This window comes from Cellulomonas pasadenensis (assembly GCF_047229365.1).
Classification (GTDB): domain Bacteria; phylum Actinomycetota; class Actinomycetes; order Actinomycetales; family Cellulomonadaceae; genus Cellulomonas.
Genome location: NZ_JBFTEP010000072.1, coordinates 1 through 19,647, shown reverse-complemented (window position 1 = coordinate 19,647; position 19,647 = coordinate 1). Strand labels below are relative to the sequence as shown.

Sequence of the window (19,647 nt, the reverse complement as noted above, 5' to 3'; positions counted from 1 at the left end):
CGCTGGCCACCCGGTTCGGCTCGATGGCGGCGCGGCGCGCGGTCGTCGGGCGGGCGGCGGGGCGTGAGGTCGACAACATGGGGGGAGGCTGCCGCCCGGCCACGTCGTGCGGACGGTGGACCTCGCGTCCCGTGGACGAGGCGGACGACCCGCGGGGCTGTGGTCGGCTGGGCACCGGCTCGGTACCGGCTCGGCACCGGCTCGGCACCGGCGCCGCGCCGCCGCGTGGCGGTGGGCGCGTCGGGTCGGTCCGCGGGCGCCCCGCACCGACCCCTGCCGCGACCGGGCGACGGCGGCGGGCGGTCGTCCGGCAGGCGTGGGATAGACTGCCTCCACGACCGGCTCGTGCCGGTCGAATTCGCGTGCCATGACCCGGTCGCCGACCGGACGTCGTCCTGCACGGTCCGGGCCCTCGGGTCCGGGGCGGGCGGCGGGTGGCACCAGGGGACCGGCCGCCGGCCGGACCGACAACCGAGACCGCGGGCCCCGGGCCCGCACGAGCGCGCGCGCCTGGCCGGCGCGCGCCGGGAGGACGTCACATGGCCGTCGTGACCATGCGCCAGCTGCTCGAGAGCGGTGTCCACTTCGGGCACCAGACCCGCCGCTGGAACCCCAAGATGAAGCGCTTCATCTTCACCGAGCGCAACGGCATCTACATCGTCGACCTGCAGCAGTCGCTGTCGTACATCGACCGCGCCTACGACTTCGTCAGCCAGACCGTCTCGCACGGTGGTTCGATCCTGTTCGTCGGCACGAAGAAGCAGGCGCAGGAGCCGGTCGCCGAGCAGGCCGCCCGCGTCGGCATGCCCTACGTCAACCAGCGCTGGCTGGGCGGCATGCTCACCAACTTCTCGACGGTCCACAAGCGCCTGCAGCGCCTCAAGGAGCTCGAGCAGATCGACTTCGACGACGTCGCGGCCTCCGGCCTGACGAAGAAGGAGCTGCTCGTCCTGCGTCGCGAGAAGGACAAGCTCACGAAGACGCTCGGCGGCATCCGTGACATGGCCAAGGTCCCCTCGGCCGTGTGGATCGTCGACACGAACAAGGAGCACCTCGCGGTCGACGAGGCGCGCAAGCTGGGCATCCCGGTCGTCGCGATCCTCGACACCAACTGCGACCCGGACGTCGTCGACTACCCGATCCCGGGCAACGACGACGCCATCCGCGCCGTGCAGCTGCTGACCCGCGTGATCGCCGACGCCGCCGCCGACGGCCTCATGAAGCGCCACTCGGGCGGCGCCGCTGCCACGCAGGGCGCCGACGCCGACGCCGAGCCGCTCGCCGAGTGGGAGCGGGAGCTCCTCGCCGGCGCCGAGGCCGGTCTGCAGGACCCCGCCCTCGCGCCGGAGGCCGTCGACGCGGCCGCCGCCGCCGCGGGCGAGCCGCAGCAGGCCGCCGGCGAGGCGGGCCCGGCCGAGTCGGCCACGGCCCCCGGCCAGGACGCCGCCCCCGCCGTCGAGGCCGCTGCCGCCGGTGAGGCGCGCGAGGAGGCCGCGGCGCAGGACGAGCAGGCCTGACGCCCCGAGGCACACCCGCGGGTGCGGCGCGCGCGACCGCGCCGCACCCGCCCCGGCCCGCTGACCTGCGGGACCGGTCGGAAGAATTCAAGGACGGACGGAACTGATGGCGAACTACTCGCTGGCCGACATCAAGGCGCTCCGCGAGCGGACCGGTGCCGGCATGCTCGACGTGAAGAAGGCGCTCGAGGAGGCCGACGGCGACCTCGACAAGGCGCTCGAGATCATCCGCGTCAAGGGCCTGAAGGGCGTCGGCAAGCGCGAGGGCCGCTCCGCGTCGGACGGCCTCGTCGCCGCCAACGTCGCGCCGACGGCCGACGGCGAGGGCGCCACAGGCGTGCTCGTCGAGGTCAACTCGGAGACGGACTTCGTCGCCAAGAACCAGACGTTCGTGTCGCTCGCCGAGCGTGTGCTCGCGACGGCGGTCGCCTCCGGTGCCGCCGACGCCGACGCGCTGCTCGCCGCGGACGCCGACGGCACCCCGCTGCAGACGGTCGTCGACGAGACGGCCGCGACGCTGGGCGAGAAGGTCGTCGTCCGCCGCGTGGCGCGCCTCGCCGGCGAGCACGTCGAGGTCTACCTGCACAAGGTCAACAAGGACCTCCCGCCGCAGGTCGGCGTCCTCGTCGCCACCGACGCGGCCGGCGCCGCGGTCGCCCGTGACGTCGCGACGCACATCGCGGCCTTCTCGCCGTCGTACCTGACGCGCGACGAGGTCCCCGCGGACGTCGTCGAGAACGAGCGTCGCATCGCCGAGGAGACGGCTCGCAACGAGGGCAAGCCCGAGGGTGCGCTCCCGAAGATCGTCGAGGGCCGCCTCAACGGCTTCTTCAAGGACTCGGTCCTGCTGGACCAGGCCTTCGCGAAGGACAACAAGAAGTCGGTCGGCCAGGTGCTCGCCGAGGCCGGCGGCACGGTCACGGGCTTCGTGCGCTTCCGCGTCGGCGCCTGACCACGTCGTGACGACGGTGGCCCCGGTCCGGTGAGGACCGGGGCCACCGCCGCACCGGGCACCCGTGGTCGTCGGGCCGCCCGCGCGGTACCAGCGGCCACCCGCGCCCCGGCGCACCGAACGAGGAGGACCCCCGTGAGCGAGCACCCGACCGACGGCACCCCGACGGCTGCGGCGTCCGTCCCTGCGCGCAGCGCCGACCAGGTGCAGGGGCGCCGCGTCCTGCTCAAGCTGTCGGGCGAGAGCTTCGGCGGCGGGTCGGTCGGGCTCGCGGTGCCGGTCGTGCGCCGCATCGCCGGCGAGATCGCGGCGGCCGTCCGCGACGGCGTCCAGGTCGCGATCGTCGTCGGCGGGGGGAACTTCTTCCGCGGCGCCGAGCTGCAGGTCGGCGGCATGGACCGCGCGCGCGCCGACTACATGGGCATGCTCGGCACCGTCATGAACTGCCTCGCGCTGCAGGACTTCCTCGAGCAGGCCGGCGTGAGCACGCGCGTGCAGACCGCCATCACGATGGGCCAGGTGGCGGAGCCGTACATCCCGCTGCGCGCGATCCGGCACCTCGAGAAGGGGCGCGTCGTCATCTTCGGCGCCGGTGCCGGCCTGCCGTACTTCTCGACGGACACCGTGGCGGTGCAGCGTGCGCTCGAGACGCACTGCCAGGAGGTCCTCATGGGCAAGAACGGGGTGGACGGCGTCTACACGGCCGACCCGCGCCGCGACCCCGACGCCCGCAAGCTCGACCACCTGACGTACACCGACGCGATCGTCGGCGAGCTGGGCGTCATGGACACGTCCGCGCTCAGCCTGTGCCGCGACAACGACGTGCCGATGCGCGTGTTCGGGCTCGAGGAGCACGGCAACGTCACGCGCGCGCTCGAGGGTGAGAAGATCGGCACGCTCGTCACCGCGAGCTGAGCCCACGCGCGCACCAGCGCGCCCGCCCGGCACCGCACCCGCAGGGCCCCCGCGGTCCGCACCGACATCGACGAAGGAGCACCGGTGATCGACGACACACTCCTCGAGGCCGAGGAGAAGATGGACAAGGCCGTGGAGGTCGCGAAGGAGGACTTCGCGGCGATCCGCACCGGTCGCGCGAACGCCGCCATGTTCGCGAAGGTGTTCGTCGACTACTACGGCTCGCCCACGCCCCTGCAGCAGCTCGCGTCGTTCAACGTCGTCGAGGCGCGCACCATCCTCGTCTCGCCGTTCGACAAGTCGTCGACGACGGCGGTCGAGAAGGCGCTGCGCGACTCCGACCTCGGCGTGAACCCGACGAACGACGGCAACGTCATCCGCGTGGTGCTGCCCGCCCTGACCGCCGAGCGCCGCAAGGACTTCGTGAAGCTCGCGAAGTCGAAGGCCGAGGACGCGCGCATCTCGGTGCGGTCCGTGCGCCGCCGCGCCAAGGAGGAGCTCGACCGCATCGCGAAGGACGGCGAGGCGGGCGAGGACGAGGTCGGGCGGGCCGAGAAGGAGCTCGAGGCGCTGACCAAGCGTCACGTCGACCTCGTCGACCAGCTCCTCGCGTCCAAGGAGAGCGAGCTGCTCGAGGTCTGATGACACAGCTCGCCGCCCCTCGCACCACCTCGCCCGGACGCGACCTCCCGGCCGCGATCGCGGTCGGCGTCGTGCTGCTCGGCGTCGTGGCGGCGTCGCTGTTCATCCGCAAGGAGGCGTTCGTCGCCCTCGCGGTGCTCGCCGTGGGTGCCGCGACGTGGGAGCTCGCGCAGGCGCTCACCCGGCGGTCGATCCACCTGCCGCTGCTGCCGCTGCTCGTCGGGACCGCCGGCATCCTCGTCTCGGCGTACACCGCGGGCTCGGAGGCGCTGTTCGTCGCGTTCCTGCTGACGGTCGGGGGCGCCGTCGTGTGGCGGGTGCTCGACGGCAGCGGCGAGCCGGCGCTGCGCGACGCCACCGCGGCGACGTTCGCCGCCGCGTACCTGCCGTTCCTCGGCGGGTTCGTGATGCTGCTGCTCGCCGAGCCGGACGGGCCCGCGCGCGTCGTCATGTTCATCCTGCTGGCCGTCGCGTGCGACACCGGCGGGTACGTCGTGGGCAGCCTGCTCGGCCGGCACCCGCTGGCCCCCACGGTGAGCCCGAAGAAGTCGTGGGAGGGCCTGCTCGGCTCGGTCGTCCTCACGAGCGTCGTCGGGGTCGTGGGCGTGCAGCTCGCGTTCGACGGCGCGCCGCTCGTCGGCGTGCTGCTGGGGCTGGGCACCGTCGTGAGCGCGACGCTCGGCGACCTCGCCGAGTCCATGCTCAAGCGCGACCTCGAGCTCAAGGACATGGGACGCCTGCTGCCGGGGCACGGCGGCGTCCTCGACCGGCTCGACTCCCTGCTGCTCACCGCCCCGACGGTCTGGGTCCTCCTGACCGTGCTGCTGCCGGCCGGCTGAGCCGCGCCCACCGGCCCGCGAGGGCCCACCGACCGCCCGGGCGCACACCCGGGCGGTGACCGGCCCGCCGGTCCGTCCGAGGCCCCACCGGGCCGCCCGTCGTCCCCGTCCGCCACCCGCGGGAGAGGAGCCCCGTCGTGAACGCCACGCCGGTCCGTCTGGATCTGAGCGCGCCCATGCGCGGCGCCCGCGGCAAGCCGCCGCGCCACTTCGTCGACCTCACGCCCGAGGAGCGCGTCGCGGCCGTGCAGGCGCTGGGGGAGAAGCCCTTCCGCGCCAAGCAGCTCGCCACGCACTACTTCACCCACCTCACCGCCGACCCGGCGGCGATGACCGACCTGCCGAAGGCCACGCGCGACGTCCTGGTCGCGGACCTCTTCCCGCCGCTGCTCACGGAGAGCCGCACGCTCACCGCCGACCAGGGCACGACGGTGAAGACGCTGTACCACCTGTTCGACGGCGCGAAGGTCGAGTCCGTCCTCATGCGGTACGCGAACCGCGCGACGCTGTGCGTGTCCAGCCAGGTGGGCTGCGGGCTCGCGTGCGCGTTCTGCGCGACGGGGCAGATGGGCCTGACGCGCAACCTCTCGACGGCGGAGGTCGTCGAGCAGGTGCGGCAGGCCGCCCGCGCGCTGGCGGCGGGGGAGATCCCCGGAGGGGCGACGCGCCTGTCGAACGTCGTCTTCATGGGCATGGGCGAGCCGCTCGCGAACTACAAGACCGTCATGTCGACGGTGCGGCGGCTCGTCGCGCCCGCGCCCGACGGGCTGGGCATGTCGGCGCGCAACATCACGGTCTCCACGGTCGGCCTCGTGCCGGCGATGGACAAGCTCGCCGGCGAGGGCATCCCCGTCACGCTCGCGCTGTCGCTGCACGCCCCCGACGACGAGCTGCGCAGCGAGCTCGTGCCCGTCAACACGCGCTGGTCCGTCGACGAGGCGCTCGACTCGGCGCGCCGGTACTTCGACGTCACGGGGCGCCGCGTCTCGATCGAGTACGCGCTGATCCGCGACGTCAACGACCACGCGTGGCGTGCGGACCTGCTCGGCGAGAAGCTCGTCGCCCGCGGCGGCACCGGCTGGGTCCACTGCAACCCCATCCCGCTCAACCCGACGCCGGGTTCGCGCTGGACGGCGAGCGATCCCGAGGTGGAGGCGGAGTTCGTGGCACGCTTGCGCGCACACGGCATCCCCACGACCATCCGGGACACGCGGGGCAGTGACATCGACGGGGCGTGCGGCCAGCTCGCCGCGGAGGAGGACGAGTGAGCGACGGCATGTTCCGCACCGTCTCGGGGCTGCGACGGGGCTACGACCCCGACGAGGTGGACGAGTTCTTCGCCCACGCGCGGTCGCTGTACGAGCAGGGGCCGGCGACGGCCCTCTCGGGCGCCGAGGTGCGGCACGTGGCGTTCGACATGGTCCGCGGCGGCTACGTCACCGCGGCCGTGGACGCGGCGCTCGACCGGCTCGAGGCGGCGTTTGTCGCGCGGCAGCGCGCCCAGTACGTCGCGGAGAAGGGGCAGGACGCCTGGATGTCGCAGCTGGGCGCGCAGGCGCGCACGCTGTACGGCCGCCTCGGGCGTCCCGACGGTGACCGCTTCGCGCCGCCGACCGGCCGCCAGCCCGGGTACGAGCCGGCCGACGTGGACGCGCTGTGCCAGCGGCTCATCGCCTACTTCGACACCGGCGCGCCGCTGACCGCGGCCGAGCTGCGGGCGGCGACCTTCCGCCGGCGCAACGGCCGCAACGGCTACGCCGAGGCGCCGGTCGACGCCTTCATCGCGCGGGCCGTGGAGGTCCTGCTCGGCGTCGAGTGACGTCCGGGCGCTCTGCCAGGATGGCGGGGTGAACCCGCGCAGCGTCGTCGTCCTCGGCTCCACCGGCTCCATCGGGACGCAGGCGTTGGACATCGTCGCCCGCAACCCCGACCGCTTCGTCGTCGCCGGGCTGTCCGCGGGCGGCGCCCGCACCGACCTGCTCGTCGAGCAGGCGCGCGTGCACCGGGTCCCGGTGGTCGCCGTCGCGGACCCCGCCACGGCAGGCCGGCTGCGTGACGCGCTCCCGGGGACGACCGTGCTCGCCGGGCCCGACGCCGCGGCGGAGCTGGCCGGGTCCGGTGCGGACGTCGTGCTCAACGGCGTCACGGGGTCGGTCGGCCTGCTGCCGACGCTCGCGGCGCTGCGCGCAGGCAGCACGCTCGCCCTCGCCAACAAGGAGTCCCTCGTCGTCGGCGGCGCGCTCGTGCACGCGGCGGCCGTGCGGCCCGACCAGATCGTGCCCGTCGACTCGGAGCACTCGGCCCTGGCCCAGGCGCTGCGCTCCGGCGACCGGGGCGAGGTGCGCCGGCTGGTGCTGACCGCGTCCGGCGGCCCGTTCCGCGGCTGGTCGGCGGACGAGGTGAAGGCGGCGACGCCGCAGCAGGCCCTGGCGCACCCCACGTGGGCGATGGGCCCCGTCGTCACCGTGAACTCGGCCAGCATGATGAACAAGGGCCTCGAGCTCATCGAGGCGCACCTGCTCTTCGACGTACCGGTCGCCGACATCGCCGTCGTCGTGCACCCGCAGTCCGTCGTGCACTCCATGGTCGAGTTCGTCGACGGGTCGACGATCGCGCAGGCCTCGCCGCCGGACATGCGGCTGCCCATCGCGCTCGGCCTGGCGTGGCCCGAGCGGGTGCCGGGTGCCGCGGCGGCGTGCGACTGGACGTCCGCGACGGCGTGGACGTTCGAGCCGCTCGACGAGGAGGTGTTCCCGGCGGTGCGGCTCGCGCGGGACGCCGTCGCGGCCTCCGCCACGCACCCCGCCGTCTACAACGCCGCGAACGAGGAGGCCGTCGCGGCGTTCCTGGCCGGCCGGATCGGCTTCGGCGACGTCGTCGGCACGGTGGAGCGCGTCCTCGGCGAGCACGACGGCACACCGCGCGACGCGCTGACGCTCGAGGCGGTGCTCGCGGCCGAGGAGTGGGCCCGCGCACGCGCGGGGGAGCGGCTCGCCGCCCGCTGACCGCGCCGGGTCAGGCGCCGGGTCAGGCGCCGCCCGGCCCGGCGAGCAGCCGGCCGGCCGCGGCGCTCGTGCGTCCGCGGCGCTCCTCGACCCGGTCCGCCCACACCGCGGCGGCGTCGCGGACCGGGCCCAGCAGTGCGTCGTGCACCGTGTCATGCACCGCGTCGCGCACCGCCGGCACCGTCCCGCGGACGGCGCCCCGGCCCGGGCGCGTGCGTCCGCCCACCGCGCCCGCGACCCACGGCAGGCGCACGAGCGGGGAGTCGGCGCCCACGAGCAGGTCGGCGAGCACGCGCCCGGCGAGGTTGGTCACGGCCGCGCCCTCGTGCGTGTCCCGGTCGCCCCCCGCCGACCACGCGAGGCCGGCGGACGCGTCGGCACCGACCGTCCGCCGTCCACCACGGGCGACGGTGACGGGGGCGTCCCAGACGTGCCGCACGGCGTGCGGCCCGAGGTCCGGCAGGAGCGCGGGGACGCGCTCGAGGACGTCCTCCGGGCCCGCGGCCACGAGCCGGTCGTCGGACGTGCGGACGAGCGTGAGCGGGCGGTGCCGGTCCTCGACCACGGTCGTTCCGGCGCGCAGCGCGAGCGCCGCCCACGCGCGCGGCGGGAGCGGGTCGGTGGCGAGCACCTGCGTGCGGCGGCGCACGACGGCGGTCGGCGACCCCGCGACGGCCAGCGCGCCGCCCGTGAGCACCACCTGGCGCGCCCGCACCGTGCCCTGCGCGGTGACGACGGCGCGCGGCGCGACCCGCAGCGCCCGCGTCCGCTCCGCCACCCGCCCGCCCCGCGCCTCGACCACGTGGGCGAGGCCGCGCACCAGCCGCAGCGGGTCGACGTGGGCGGCGTCGGGCGTCCAGGCGGCCGCGAGCACGCCGTCGGCGCGGACCCGGTCGACCGCCGCGACCGGGTCGAGGAGCTGGAGGTCGTCGCCCCGGCGGGCGGCGTCGGCCACCGCCGCGGCGAGGCGGCCCACGGCGGGCCCGGTCCGCGCCAGCCGGACGAGGCCGCCGTACGCGAACCGTACGTCGACCTCCTCCGCGGCCACGACGCCGCCGACCTCGACGACGGCGTCGCGCAGGGCGGCGCTCAGGTCGCGGGCGGCCCGGTCGCCGTGGTCGAAGGCGACCGCCGCCGCGGCGTCGGCGGTCCCGGCCGTGGCGGTCCCGGTCGCGAGCCCCGCCGCTCCCGCCCCGAGGCGTCCCGCCTCGACGACGAGCACGTCGAGCGCGGGGTCCGCCTCGAGCAGGTAGTACGCGGTCCACAGGCCGGTGAGGCCGCCGCCGACGACGACGACGTCGGCCGTCGTGTCGCCGTCGAGAGGCGGCCGCGGGGTGGCGGCGGCGGGGTCGTCGGCGAGGAGGAGGTCCCACCACAGGACGCGGCGCAGCGCGTCCGTCGTCGTCCGCGCGTCGTGGTCGTGCACCCGGCCAACGTACCGGGGCGGCGCCCGGCGGCCTCCCGCGGCCGTCCGGGTGAGCCTCCCAGCGCGCTCCCAGGCGCTGCGACGACGATGTCCCGCGCGGGCTTACCCTGGTCCGCGCGCGGCGGGCGAGCGGCCCGTCGTGCGCAGGTGACGGTCCGGCGTCGACGCGCCGGGGCGGAGGAGGTGTCGCCGTGGAGGCGCTGGTCGGCGTGCTCGTGTTCGTCGTCGTGCTGCTCGGGTCGATCGCGCTGCACGAGGTGGGCCACATGGTCCCCGCGAAGCGGTTCGGGGTCCGCGTCAGCCAGTACATGGTCGGCTTCGGCCCGACCCTGTGGTCGCGGACGAAGGGCGAGACCGAGTACGGCATCAAGGCGATCCCGCTGGGCGGTTTCGTCCGGCTCATCGGCATGTACCCGCCGGCGCAGGCGGTCGGCGCGCGCGAGCCGCGCACCTGGGCGCAGCGCCTGGCCGCCGACGCCCGGGCCGCCAGCGGCGAGGAGATCGGGCCGGGCGAGGACCACCGCGCCTTCTACCGGCTGTCGACCCCGAAGAAGCTCGTCGTCATGCTCGGCGGGCCGGTCATGAACCTGCTCATCGCGATCGTGCTCGTGCTGGTCGCCTACGTCGGCATCGGGCTGCCCGGGCCGAGCCTGACGCTGGCGTCGGTCTCGGAGTGCGTCGTCCCGGCCGACGCGCCCGCCGACCGTGGCTGCCGCGCGGAGGACCCCGCGGCACCCGGTGCGGCTGCGGGGCTGCGTCCCGGCGACCGCGTGGTCTCGTACGACGGCGTCGCGGTGTCCTCCTGGGACCAGCTGACCGGCCTCATCCGCGGGTCCGGCCACGAGGCGGTGCCGGTGGTCGTCGAGCGCGACGGGGACGAGGTGGACCTGACGGTCACGCCCGTCGTCGCCGAGCGGCCCGTCGCCGGCGAGGACGGCGTCTACGTCACGGACGACGACGGCGCGCTCGTCACGCGCCCGGTCGGCTTCCTCGGCGTCTCGCCGCAGGAGGAGACGCAGCGGCAGTCGGTGGGCGAGGCGCTGACGTTCACGGCGGCGCGCACGTGGGACACGGTGTCGGTGGTGAGCACCCTGCCGGCGCGCGTCGTCGACCTCGTCGAGACGACGGTCACGGGCGGCGAGCGCGACGCGCAGTCCATGGTGGGGGTCGTCGGCGTCGGCCGGTTCGCGGGCGAGATCGCGTCCCTCGACGACCAGACGGTGGCCACGCGGGCGGCGTCCCTGCTGGCGACGCTCGCGATGCTCAACCTCGCGCTGTTCGTCTTCAACCTCATCCCGCTGCCGCCGCTGGACGGCGGGCACGTCGCCGCCGCGCTGTGGGAGGGCGCCCGGCGGCAGGTGGCGCGCGTGCGCGGGGCGACCCGGCCCGGACCCTTCGACACCGCGCGGCTCGTGCCGCTGGCCTACTCCGTGTTCGTGCTGCTGGGTGCCGTCGGGCTGCTGCTCGTCTACGCGGACGTCGTCAACCCGGTGTCGGTGCTGTGAGTCGCGCCACGTCGCGGTGTGCGCCCTGGTGGCGCGCCCGTGTGGGGTCGGTGAACGTCGCGTCCGACCGCCCGGTTCGCGTCCGCGTGGTGGGATGATGGACGCGTGAGCACCCCGATCAACCTCGGCATGCCGCAGGCGCCGGTCCCGGTCCTGGCGCCCCGCCGGCCGTCCCGCAAGATCCGCGTCGGCAAGGTGGAGGTGGGGGGCGACGCGCCGGTGTCGGTGCAGTCGATGACCACCACGCCGACGACCGACATCAACGCCACCCTCCAGCAGATCGCCGAGCTGACGGCCTCCGGCTGCGACATCGTGCGCGTCGCCGTGCCCAGCCAGGACGACGCGGAGGCGCTGCCGACGATCGCGCGCAAGTCGCAGATCCCCGTCATCGCGGACATCCACTTCCAGCCGAAGTACGTGTTCGCCGCGATCGACGCCGGCTGCGCCGCCGTGCGCGTCAACCCCGGCAACATCCGCAAGTTCGACGACCAGGTGAAGGAGATCGCGAAGGCGGCCTCCGACGCCGGCGTGTCGATCCGGATCGGGGTGAACGCCGGGTCGCTGGACCCGCGCCTGCTCGCGAAGTACGGCAAGGCGACGCCCGAGGCGCTCGTCGAGTCGGCCGTGTGGGAGGCGTCGCTCTTCGAGGAGCACGGGTTCCACGACTTCAAGATCAGCGTCAAGCACAACGACCCGGTCGTCATGGTCCGCGCCTACGAGCTGCTCGCCGCGCGCGGCGACTGGCCGCTGCACCTCGGGGTCACCGAGGCCGGGCCGGCGTTCCAGGGCACGATCAAGTCGGCCACCGCGTTCGGCGCGCTGCTGAGCAAGGGCATCGGCGACACGATCCGCGTCTCCCTCTCGGCGCCTCCCGTGGAGGAGGTCAAGGTCGGCATCCAGATCCTGCAGTCGCTCAACCTGCGGCCGCGCAAGCTCGAGATCGTCTCGTGCCCCTCGTGCGGGCGCGCGCAGGTGGACGTCTACACGCTCGCCGAGAAGGTGACCGCCGGCCTCGAGGGCATGGAGGTGCCGCTGCGCGTCGCCGTCATGGGCTGCGTCGTCAACGGTCCGGGCGAGGCCCGCGAGGCCGACCTGGGCGTGGCGTCGGGCAACGGCAAGGGGCAGATCTTCGTCAAGGGCGAGGTGGTCAAGACCGTGCCGGAGTCGATGATCGTCGAGACCCTGATCGAGGAGGCCATGCGGATCGCCGACTCCATGGACCCCGTCGAGAGCGGCGAGGGCGCGCCCGTCGTCACCGTCGGTTGACGACCCGGGGCACCGACACGCCGACCGGCCACGGACCGGCCGACGACCGCGCGTCGCGGTGTGACGTGGGGCACAATCGCAGTATGACTGCGGTGCGCTCGGCGGCGCTCGGGGGGCGCACCGGCGCGGCGGTGCTCGGGGACGACGACGTCGCCGCGGCGCTCGCGGTGTGCGCCACGGACCCCGTCGGCTCCGTCCTCGCCGCGAGCAGGCTCGAGCAGGCGGCGGCCACCGGGCTCCGCCGGGCCGGCGGCGAGCTGTGGGGCTACGCCGAGGACGACGAGCTGCGCGCGGTCTGCTGGGCCGGTGCCAACCTCGTGCCCGTCCTCGCGACGGACGACGCGGCGGCGACCGCCCGCGCGCTGACGGCGTTCGCCGAGCTCGGGCGCACCCGCGGCCGGCGCTGCTCGTCGCTCGTGGGCCCCGCCGAGGCGGTGCTGGGTCTCTGGTCACGCCTGCGCGGCGCGTGGCCGCTCGAGCGCGAGGTGCGGGCCAGCCAGCCGTCCATGGTCATCGACGGCGACCCCGCCGTCGCACCGGACCCGGCGGTCCGCCGCTCGCTGCCCGAGGAGTACGACGCCGTGCTGCCCGCGTGCGTGCGGATGTTCACCGAGGAGGTCGGCTACTCGCCGGTCAGCGGCCCGGGCGGGCCGTACGAGCAGCGCGTGCGCGCGCTCATCGAGCAGGGACGCTCGTTCGTGCGCGTGGAGCGTCCCGCGGGCGCCGGGCGACGTCGCCCCCGCGTCGTCTTCAAGGCCGAGGTGCCGGCCGTCGCGGGCGGCGTCGCGCAGGTCCAGGGCGTCTGGGTCGACCCGGAGCGGCGCGGCGAGCGGCTCTCCGAGACCGGCATGGCGGCGGTCGTGCAGGCGACCCGCGCGGACATCGCGCCGACCGTGTCGCTGTACGTCAACGGCTACAACACGCGCGCGGTGCGGGCGTACGAGGCCGTGGGGTTCCGCCAGGTGGGGGAGTACGCGACGGTCCTGTTCTGACCCGCCGGTCCCGATCCCGGTCGGGGGCGCGTCGACGGGTCAGCGCAGCAGGCGCGACAGCCGCCGGTCGGCGAGCGGCTTGCCGCCGGTCTGGCACGTCGGGCAGTACTGCAGCGACGAGTCGGCGAAGGACACCTCGTGCACCGTGTCTCCGCACGGCGTGCCGTCCCAGCCGGGGCACGGCAGCCCGGTGCGTCCGTGCACACGCATGCCCTGCCGCTTCGCGTCCTTGAGGTCGGCGGCGGGCTTGCCGGCCGCCGCGGCGACGGCCTCGGTCAGGACCGTGCGGATCGCCGCGTGCAGGCGCTGCGTGCGCGCCTCGTCGTACGAGCGCGTCGGGGCGAACGGGCTCGTGCGCGTCACGAGCAGGATCTCGTCGGAGTAGGCGTTGCCGATGCCGGCGATCGTCCCCTGGTCCCGCAGCAGGCCCTTGACCTGCTGGTTGCGCGCCGCCAGGAGCTCACCGAGCCGCTCGGGCGTGAACGCGTCCGAGAGCGGCTCGACGCCGAGCGTCGCGACCTGCGGCACGTCGGTCGGGTCCGCGACGACGTGCACCGCGAGCCGCTTGCGCGTGCCCGCCTCGGTCAGGTCGAACCCGGCGCCGTCGTCGAACCCGACGCGCAGCGCGATCGGTGACTTCCCCGGCCGGGCCGGGCGCTCCGGGAGCGAGTCGTACCAGCGCACCCACCCGGCGCGGGACAGGTGCCACACGAGGTGCAGCACACCGTCGGCCGGCGTCTCGACCACGGTGTCGAGCCACTTGCCGTGCCGGGCGACGTCGAGCACCGTGCCGCCGCGCAGCGCCGTGGGTGCGGGTCGGAAGGTCTTCAGCGCGCTGATGGCCGCGACCTCGACGCGCGTGACGGTACGGCCGACCGTCCGCCCGCGCAGGTACTGCGCGAGCGCCTCCACCTCGGGCAGCTCCGGCACGCGCCCATCCTGGCGCAGCGCACCGACAGCCGCACCCGCCCCCGCCGGCGCCCGCCCGCCGCGGCGCGGAGGCCCGCGTCGTGGCCACTAGGCTCGCCCCCATGCTCCTGCGCATGTCCACGCTCTTCGTCCGCACCCTGCGCGAGGACCCCGCCGACGCCGAGGTCGCGAGCCACCGGCTCCTCGTGCGCGCGGGGTACATCCGCCGTGCCGCCCCCGGCATCTACACGTGGCTGCCCCTGGGCCTGCGCGTGCTCGCGAAGGTCGAGCAGGTCGTGCGCGAGGAGATGGCCTCGATCGGCGCGCAGGAGGTGCACTTCCCGGCGCTGCTGCCGAAGGAGCCCTACGAGGCCACCGGCCGCTGGTCCGAGTACGGCCCCAACATCTTCCGCCTCAAGGACCGCAAGGACGGCGACTACCTGCTCGCGCCCACGCACGAGGAGATGTTCACGCTCCTGGTCAAGGACCTGTACTCGTCGTACAAGGACCTGCCGCTCGCGCTCTACCAGATCCAGACCAAGTACCGCGACGAGGCGCGTCCGCGCGCCGGCCTCATCCGCGGCCGCGAGTTCGTCATGAAGGACGCCTACTCGTTCGACGTCGACGACGAGGGGCTCGCGCGGGCGTACGAGGCGCAGCGCGGCGCGTACCAGCGGATCTTCGACCGGCTGGGCCTCGAGTACGTGATCGTCGCGGCCACGTCCGGTGCCATGGGCGGGTCGCGGTCGGAGGAGTTCCTCACGCCGACGGCGATCGGCGAGGACACGTTCGTGCGCTCGGCGGGCGGGTACGCCGCCAACGTCGAGGCCGTCACGACGCCCGTGCCCGAGGCGCTCGACTGGTCCGACGCGCCCGCGGCGCACGTCGAGGACACGCCCGACACCCCGACGATCGAGTCGCTCGTCGCGCACGCCAACGCCCACCACCCGCGCCCGGACCGGCCCTGGACGGCAGGCGACACGCTGAAGAACGTGGTGCTCGCGCTCGTGCACCCGTCGGGCGAGCGCGAGCTCGTGGTCGTCGGCCTGCCCGGCGACCGCGAGGTCGACCTGAAGCGGCTCGAGGCGGGCGTCGCGCCGGCCGAGGTGGAGCCCGCCGGGGAGGCGGACTTCGCCGCGCACCCGGAGCTCGTCCGCGGGTACATCGGCCCCGGTGCGCTCGGACCCAACGTCGCACCCGGCGCCGGCGGCGAGCGCGCCTCGGTGCGGTACCTGCTGGACCCCCGGGTCGTGCCCGGCACGCGCTGGATCACCGGCGCCGACCAGCCGGGCCGGCACGTCTTCGACCTCGTCGCGGGGCGTGACTTCACCGCGGACGGCACGGTGGAGGCGGCCGAGGTCCGCGCCGGCGACCCGGCGCCCGACGGCTCCGGCCCGCTCGAGCTCGCGCGCGGCATCGAGATCGGCCACATCTTCCAGCTCGGTCGCAAGTACGCGCAGGCGCTCGGCCTGACGGTGCTCGACCAGAACGGCAAGTCGGTCGTCGTGACGATGGGCTCGTACGGCATCGGCGTCACCCGTGTGCTGGCGGCGCTGGCGGAGGCGAACAACGACGAGCGCGGTCTCGCGTGGCCGGCGCACGTCGCGCCCGCCCACGTGCACGTCGTCGCGACCGGCAAGGACGAGGCGGTGTTCGAGGCCGCGGAGTCGCTCGCCTCGACGCTCGCCGCGCGTGGCGTCGAGGTCCTCTACGACGACCGGCCGAGGGTGTCGCCGGGCGTCAAGTTCGCCGACGCCGAGCTGCTCGGCGTACCGCTCGTGGTGGTCGTCGGGCGCGGGCTCGCGGACGGCGTCGTCGAGGTGCGCTCGCGCGCCGGCGGGGACGCCGAGCAGGTGGCGGTCGACGCCGCCGCCGACCACGTCGCCGAGCTCGTCGACGGCCTGCTCGCCGGCTGACCCCCGGTCCCCGACGCCCGGCACCCACGGGGTGCCGGGCGTCGCGCGTGCCGGGCTCAGCCGAGCGGGGCGGTCGCCAGCTCCGGCACGCCGGGGAACGGGACGGGCGCGGCGCCGCGGGCCCCCGCCGCGGCGTGCGCCTCGCGGAGCCCCGCGAGGAGCGGTCCCCGCTCGCCGGGTGCCGCCGACGCGGTCGCCGCGGCGTAGGCGTCCGCGACCCCCGACTCCAGGCGGCGCAGGAGGTCGTCGACCACGGCCGGGTCGTCGAGGTCGGCGGGGAGCGCGTACGCCGAGCGGCGCGGGTCGGCGGGCCGCCCGGCGACGCCCGCCGCCACCGCCCACCGGTTCCCGGCCGCGCGGTGGCGGGCCGCCTCCGCGCGGGACTGCGCGCGCGCGTCGTCGGAGCGGCGGGCGGCGACGACCTCGTGGGCGAAGCCGGCCTCGTCGTGCGCGAGCGCGACGGCGGCGAGCGCGGCGGCGTCGGCGCCGAGCGCCGCGGTCGACCCGGCGTCGGCGTCCGCCGTCGGCGACGCCGTCCCGGTCGTGCCCGGGACCGGCGCGTCGCTCCCCGTCGTCCCGGCGTCGGACGCACCTGCGTCCGGCGTGCCCGCGTCCGGCGTCCCCGCCGGGTCGTCGGCGGACCCGGCGGGCTCGGGGCGGGGGAGCCCGGTGGCGTCCGCGAGGCGGTCGGCGAGCTCGGCGCGCGACGTCGCCACGGACGCGACGAGCCGCGCGAGCGGCCCGTCGACGACCTCGTCCGCGTCCGCGGCGGCGGTCGCGGCGTCGTCCGCGAGCTCCGCCACGAGCGCCGCCGCGTCGGCGGCCGGTGCGGGCGGCGGTGCGGTCGACGCGGACGGCTCGGGGTCGGGCAGGCCGGAGTCGTAGACACCGCCCGCCGCGTCCGCGTGCTGCCGGGAGAAGGCCGCGACGTCGAGCAGGACCGTGCGCGCAGGTCCGTCGGGCGTGCCCGCGGCGACCGCGTCGGCGTCGGCCGCCAGCCCGAGCGCGTCCGCCACCGTCCGGCCCCGCACCTGCTCGAGGGCGTCGGGGCTGGGCTCGACCGGCGGCGGTGTCTCGAGCCGCAGACCGCACGCGGCCAGCGGCAGCGCGCACGCGAGGGCCAGCACGGCGCGCGCGGTCCGCCGCACGGTCGTCCGGCGGGCGGCCGGCGACTTCCGGGGCGGGGCGGTGCCGGACGGGGCGGTGCCGGACGGGGTGCCGGACGGGGCGGGGGCGGCGGGACGGTCCATCGGGCGCGATCCTCCCACGTGCGCGAGGCGACACCCCACCGGGTCGGGGGCGGCCCACCGAGTCGTTACGCTGGGGGCCCACAACGTCACAAGGGTCGCCGCTCGTGCCGCCCGCGCCGAGAGCCGACAGGAGGCCGCGTCATGGTCGCGCCAGCAGCCGCACCCCGGGTGCGTGAGGTCGTGGAGCCCGCCGTCACGGCGGCCGGGCTCCTGCTGGAGGGCCTGCAGGTCGCCGGCGCGGGGGCCCGCACGGTGGTGCGCGTCGTCGTCGACCTCGCCGCTGACGACGAGCGCGAGCTGGACCTCGACCGCATCGGCGAGGTCACGCAGGCCGTGTCCGACGCGCTCGACGCCACCGACGTGCTGCCCGGCGCCTACACGCTCGAGGTGAGCAGCCCCGGGGTCGACCGGCCCCTCACGGAGCCGCGGCACTGGCGGCGCGCGGTGGGCCGCTCGGTGACGCTGGTGCGCACCGACGGCGGCGTGGTCGCCGGCCGCCTCGTGGAGGTCGGCGACGGCGCCGCGCCGGAGGTGGTGGTCGTGCCCGTGACGGACCCGGGCAAGGGCCGCCGCCCGAAGGAGGGGGCGCCCGTGGCGGTGCCCTGGGCCGACGTGCGGTCGGGGCGGGTCGAGGTCGACCTGAGCGGCGTGGCGGGGCAGGACGACGACATCGAGACGGAGGGCTGACGTGGACATCGACATGCAGGCGCTGCGCCTGATCGAGCGCGAGCGGGAGATCAGCCTCGACGTGCTCGTGGAGGCCATCGAGCAGGCGCTGCTCTCGGCGTACCACCGCACGCCCGGGGCGCAGCAGCGCGCCCGGGTCGAGGTGGACCGCCGCTCCGGGCACGTGACGGTGTGGGCCAAGGACCCGGTCGACCCCGAGGCGCCCGACGCCGAGACGCCCGAGTACGAGGACACGCCGGCCGGCTTCGGCCGCATCGCGACCGCCACGGCACGCCAGGTCATCGTCCAGCGCCTGCGCGACGCCGAGGACGACCAGGTCCTCGGTCAGTTCCGCGGCAAGGCGGGCGAGGTGCTCGGCGGCGTCATCCAGCAGGGCCGCGACCCGCGGACGGTCCTCGTGGACCTCGGTGGGGTCGAGGCGGTGCTGCCGGCGCACGAGCAGGTGCCGGGGGAGAAGTACGTGCACGGCGAGCGCCTGCGCGTGTACGTGCTCGACGTCGCACGGGGTCAGCGCGGGCCGCAGATCACGCTGTCGCGCACGCACCCGAACCTCGTCCGCAAGCTGTTCGCCCTCGAGGTGCCCGAGATCGCGGACGGCACCGTGGAGATCACCGCGCTGGCCCGCGAGGCGGGCCACCGCAGCAAGATGGCCGTGCGCGCCACGGTCCAGGGCGTCAACGCGAAGGGCGCCTGCATCGGCCCGATGGGTGGTCGCGTCCGCGCCGTGATGGCAGAGCTGCACGGCGAGAAGATCGACATCGTCGACCACGCGGACGACCCGGCGGAGATGGTGGCGCACGCGCTGTCGCCCGCCCGCGTGCTCTCCGTCACGGTCGTCGACCCCGACGCACGGGCCGCGCGCGCCGTCGTCCCGGACTACCAGCTGTCCCTCGCGATCGGCAAGGAGGGCCAGAACGCGCGGCTCGCCGCCAAGCTGACGGGGTGGCGGATCGACATCCGGTCGGACGCGCAGGACCCCTCCGAGGGTGCCGACGAGCGCCGCGCGGACGCGACCGACGGGGCGTCCGGTCACGTCCGGTGAGCCGGCGCGGTAGACTGACGGAGGCTGGGCCGGAAGGCCGGCTCTCCACGCCGAGCAGGCGGACCCCCGATCCCGTGCCTCCCGTGCCCGATCCGGGTCCGGTGCGCACGTGCGTGGGGTGCCGCTCGACCGGTCCGAGATCGGCCCTGCTGAGGGTGGTGCTGGGCCGCGACGCCACGGGTGAACCCGTGCTCGTCGCGGACGAGCGCCGCCGGATGCCGGGCCGGGGTGCCTGGCTGCACCCCGATCCGCACTGCCTCGAGCTCGCCGTCCGCCGGCGGGCGTTCGGGAGGGCCCTGCGTCACGCAGGCCCGCTCGGCACGGAGGTGGTCGCCGGTGCGGTGCACCGGTACGCGGACCAGCCAGGGCCGCAGCACGACGGTGTCGGGACAGGACCGACGCCGACCGTCGACAGGGAAAGCGGGTTGGAAGCCGATGGCGACCCGATGAGCACGCAGCGATGAGTGCCCAGAGATGAGTACCCAGCACTAACGACGGTCCGACCTGTCCGGGCGGACCGAGACAGGAGAGATGTGGCCAAGGTCCGCGTCTACGAGCTCGCCAAGGAGCTCGGAGTCGACAGCAAGACCCTCATGAGCAAGCTCGGCGAGCTCGGGGAGTTCGTCCGTTCGGCGTCCTCGACCATCGAGCCGCCCGTCGTGCGCAAGCTGCGCGACACCTACCCCGCCGGCGGTGGCAACGGCTCCGCCGCGCGCCCCGCGCCGGCTCCGCGCCCCGCGGCGCCGGCCCCGGCGGACGGCCCACGCGCGGGGGCCGGCGGTGA

General features: G+C 75.7%; 19 protein-coding genes. 16 read left to right on the top strand and 3 right to left on the bottom strand.

All coding sequences use genetic code 11. The annotated features are described in order from the left end of the window. Window positions 1–539 precede the first annotated feature (539 nt). The 8 genes from rpsB (at window position 540) to dxr (ending at window position 7,870) form a co-directional block, all read left to right on the top strand. Window positions 540–1,517 (top strand): 30S ribosomal protein S2, encoded by a 978-nt coding sequence (rpsB, locus tag AB6N23_RS11380; RefSeq protein ID WP_378207847.1) that lies wholly within the window; start codon window positions 540–542, stop codon window positions 1,515–1,517. 106 nt (window positions 1,518–1,623) lie between these two features. Next, window positions 1,624–2,469 (top strand): translation elongation factor Ts, encoded by an 846-nt coding sequence (tsf, locus tag AB6N23_RS11375; RefSeq protein ID WP_412866178.1) that lies wholly within the window; start codon window positions 1,624–1,626, stop codon window positions 2,467–2,469. Window positions 2,470–2,673: 204 nt separating this feature from the next. After that, window positions 2,674–3,384 (top strand): UMP kinase, encoded by a 711-nt coding sequence (gene pyrH, locus AB6N23_RS11370; RefSeq protein ID WP_378207488.1) that lies wholly within the window; start codon window positions 2,674–2,676, stop codon window positions 3,382–3,384. 84 nt (window positions 3,385–3,468) lie between these two features. Beyond that, on the top strand, window positions 3,469–4,026 hold the full coding sequence (frr, locus tag AB6N23_RS11365; protein WP_412866177.1) for a ribosome recycling factor: 558 nt from the start codon (window positions 3,469–3,471) through the stop codon (window positions 4,024–4,026). Next, window positions 4,026–4,865, top strand: coding sequence for a phosphatidate cytidylyltransferase (locus tag AB6N23_RS11360; protein WP_412866176.1), 840 nt, complete (start codon window positions 4,026–4,028; stop codon window positions 4,863–4,865). Before frr ends, AB6N23_RS11360 begins: the two co-directional genes overlap by 1 nt. Window positions 4,866–5,002: 137 nt before the next feature. Then, window positions 5,003–6,133, top strand: a complete 1,131-nt coding sequence (gene rlmN / locus AB6N23_RS11355) for a dual-specificity RNA methyltransferase RlmN (RefSeq protein WP_412866175.1) — start codon at window positions 5,003–5,005, stop codon at window positions 6,131–6,133. After that, window positions 6,130–6,684 carry a DivIVA domain-containing protein gene (locus tag AB6N23_RS11350; protein WP_412866174.1) on the top strand — a complete coding sequence of 185 codons (555 nt, stop codon included), beginning with the start codon at window positions 6,130–6,132 and terminating at the stop codon, window positions 6,682–6,684. Before rlmN ends, AB6N23_RS11350 begins: the two co-directional genes overlap by 4 nt. Before the next feature lie 28 nt (window positions 6,685–6,712). After that, a complete protein-coding gene (dxr, locus tag AB6N23_RS11345) occupies window positions 6,713–7,870 on the top strand; it encodes a 1-deoxy-D-xylulose-5-phosphate reductoisomerase (RefSeq protein ID WP_412866173.1) in 1,158 nt (385 codons plus the stop codon). Window positions 7,871–7,892: 22 nt separating this feature from the next. Here the strand turns inward: dxr and AB6N23_RS11340 are convergent, their stop codons facing one another. Continuing rightward, window positions 7,893–9,296 (bottom strand): NAD(P)/FAD-dependent oxidoreductase, encoded by a 1,404-nt coding sequence (locus AB6N23_RS11340; protein WP_412866172.1) that lies wholly within the window; start codon window positions 9,294–9,296, stop codon window positions 7,893–7,895. A gap of 191 nt (window positions 9,297–9,487) precedes the next feature. Between AB6N23_RS11340 and AB6N23_RS11335 the strand changes: the two genes are divergently transcribed. The 3 genes from AB6N23_RS11335 (at window position 9,488) to AB6N23_RS11325 (ending at window position 13,059) form a co-directional block, all read left to right on the top strand. Further along, complete coding sequence (locus AB6N23_RS11335) at window positions 9,488–10,801, top strand: M50 family metallopeptidase (protein ID WP_412866171.1); 1,314 nt, start codon at window positions 9,488–9,490, stop codon at window positions 10,799–10,801. Window positions 10,802–10,906: 105 nt separating this feature from the next. Then, window positions 10,907–12,067 (top strand): flavodoxin-dependent (E)-4-hydroxy-3-methylbut-2-enyl-diphosphate synthase, encoded by a 1,161-nt coding sequence (gene ispG / locus AB6N23_RS11330; RefSeq protein ID WP_378207466.1) that lies wholly within the window; start codon window positions 10,907–10,909, stop codon window positions 12,065–12,067. A gap of 83 nt (window positions 12,068–12,150) precedes the next feature. Then, complete coding sequence (locus AB6N23_RS11325; protein ID WP_412866170.1) at window positions 12,151–13,059, top strand: GNAT family N-acetyltransferase; 909 nt, start codon at window positions 12,151–12,153, stop codon at window positions 13,057–13,059. A 39-nt stretch (window positions 13,060–13,098) separates the two neighbouring features. Here the strand turns inward: AB6N23_RS11325 and AB6N23_RS11320 are convergent, their stop codons facing one another. After that, on the bottom strand, window positions 13,099–13,989 hold the full coding sequence (locus AB6N23_RS11320) for a DNA-formamidopyrimidine glycosylase family protein (RefSeq protein WP_412866169.1): 891 nt from the start codon (window positions 13,987–13,989) through the stop codon (window positions 13,099–13,101). A gap of 101 nt (window positions 13,990–14,090) precedes the next feature. Here AB6N23_RS11320 and AB6N23_RS11315 point away from each other — a divergent pair, with 101 nt between their 5' ends. Further along, window positions 14,091–15,884: a proline--tRNA ligase gene (locus AB6N23_RS11315; RefSeq protein WP_412866168.1), complete on the top strand. Its 1,794-nt coding sequence runs from the start codon at window positions 14,091–14,093 to the stop codon at window positions 15,882–15,884. Window positions 15,885–15,940: 56 nt separating this feature from the next. Here the strand turns inward: AB6N23_RS11315 and AB6N23_RS11310 are convergent, their stop codons facing one another. After that, window positions 15,941–17,134, bottom strand: a complete 1,194-nt coding sequence (locus AB6N23_RS11310) for a DUF4439 domain-containing protein (protein ID WP_412866167.1) — start codon at window positions 17,132–17,134, stop codon at window positions 15,941–15,943. A gap of 141 nt (window positions 17,135–17,275) precedes the next feature. Here AB6N23_RS11310 and rimP point away from each other — a divergent pair, with 141 nt between their 5' ends. From rimP to AB6N23_RS11290, 4 genes are all read left to right on the top strand, one after another. After that, window positions 17,276–17,821, top strand: a complete 546-nt coding sequence (gene rimP / locus AB6N23_RS11305; RefSeq protein WP_412866166.1) for a ribosome maturation factor RimP — start codon at window positions 17,276–17,278, stop codon at window positions 17,819–17,821. 1 nt (window position 17,822) lies between these two features. Further along, on the top strand, window positions 17,823–18,863 hold the full coding sequence (gene nusA / locus AB6N23_RS11300) for a transcription termination factor NusA (protein ID WP_412866165.1): 1,041 nt from the start codon (window positions 17,823–17,825) through the stop codon (window positions 18,861–18,863). Then, on the top strand, window positions 18,764–19,327 hold the full coding sequence (locus AB6N23_RS11295; RefSeq protein WP_412866164.1) for a YlxR family protein: 564 nt from the start codon (window positions 18,764–18,766) through the stop codon (window positions 19,325–19,327). The genes nusA and AB6N23_RS11295 overlap by 100 nt, the downstream gene beginning before the upstream one ends. A gap of 69 nt (window positions 19,328–19,396) precedes the next feature. Next, window positions 19,397–19,647, top strand: a 251-nt coding sequence (locus AB6N23_RS11290; protein ID WP_412866163.1) for a translation initiation factor IF-2 N-terminal domain-containing protein, incomplete at its 3' end; no start/stop codon positions are given.

Excerpts from the sequence above, each read along its gene's own strand:
- tsf (WP_412866178.1), top strand. The coding sequence starts at position 1,624 with ATGGCGAACTACTCGCTGGCCGACATCAAGGCGCTCCGCGAGCGGACC.
- AB6N23_RS11315 (WP_412866168.1), top strand. The coding sequence starts at position 14,091 with ATGCTCCTGCGCATGTCCACGCTCTTCGTCCGCACCCTGCGCGAGGAC.
- rpsB (WP_378207847.1), top strand. The coding sequence starts at position 540 with ATGGCCGTCGTGACCATGCGCCAGCTGCTCGAGAGCGGTGTCCACTTC.
- rimP (WP_412866166.1), top strand. The coding sequence starts at position 17,276 with ATGGTCGCGCCAGCAGCCGCACCCCGGGTGCGTGAGGTCGTGGAGCCC.
- AB6N23_RS11325 (WP_412866170.1), top strand. The coding sequence starts at position 12,151 with ATGACTGCGGTGCGCTCGGCGGCGCTCGGGGGGCGCACCGGCGCGGCG.
- AB6N23_RS11360 (WP_412866176.1), top strand. The coding sequence starts at position 4,026 with ATGACACAGCTCGCCGCCCCTCGCACCACCTCGCCCGGACGCGACCTC.
- AB6N23_RS11310 (WP_412866167.1), bottom strand. The coding sequence starts at position 17,134 with ATGGACCGTCCCGCCGCCCCCGCCCCGTCCGGCACCCCGTCCGGCACC.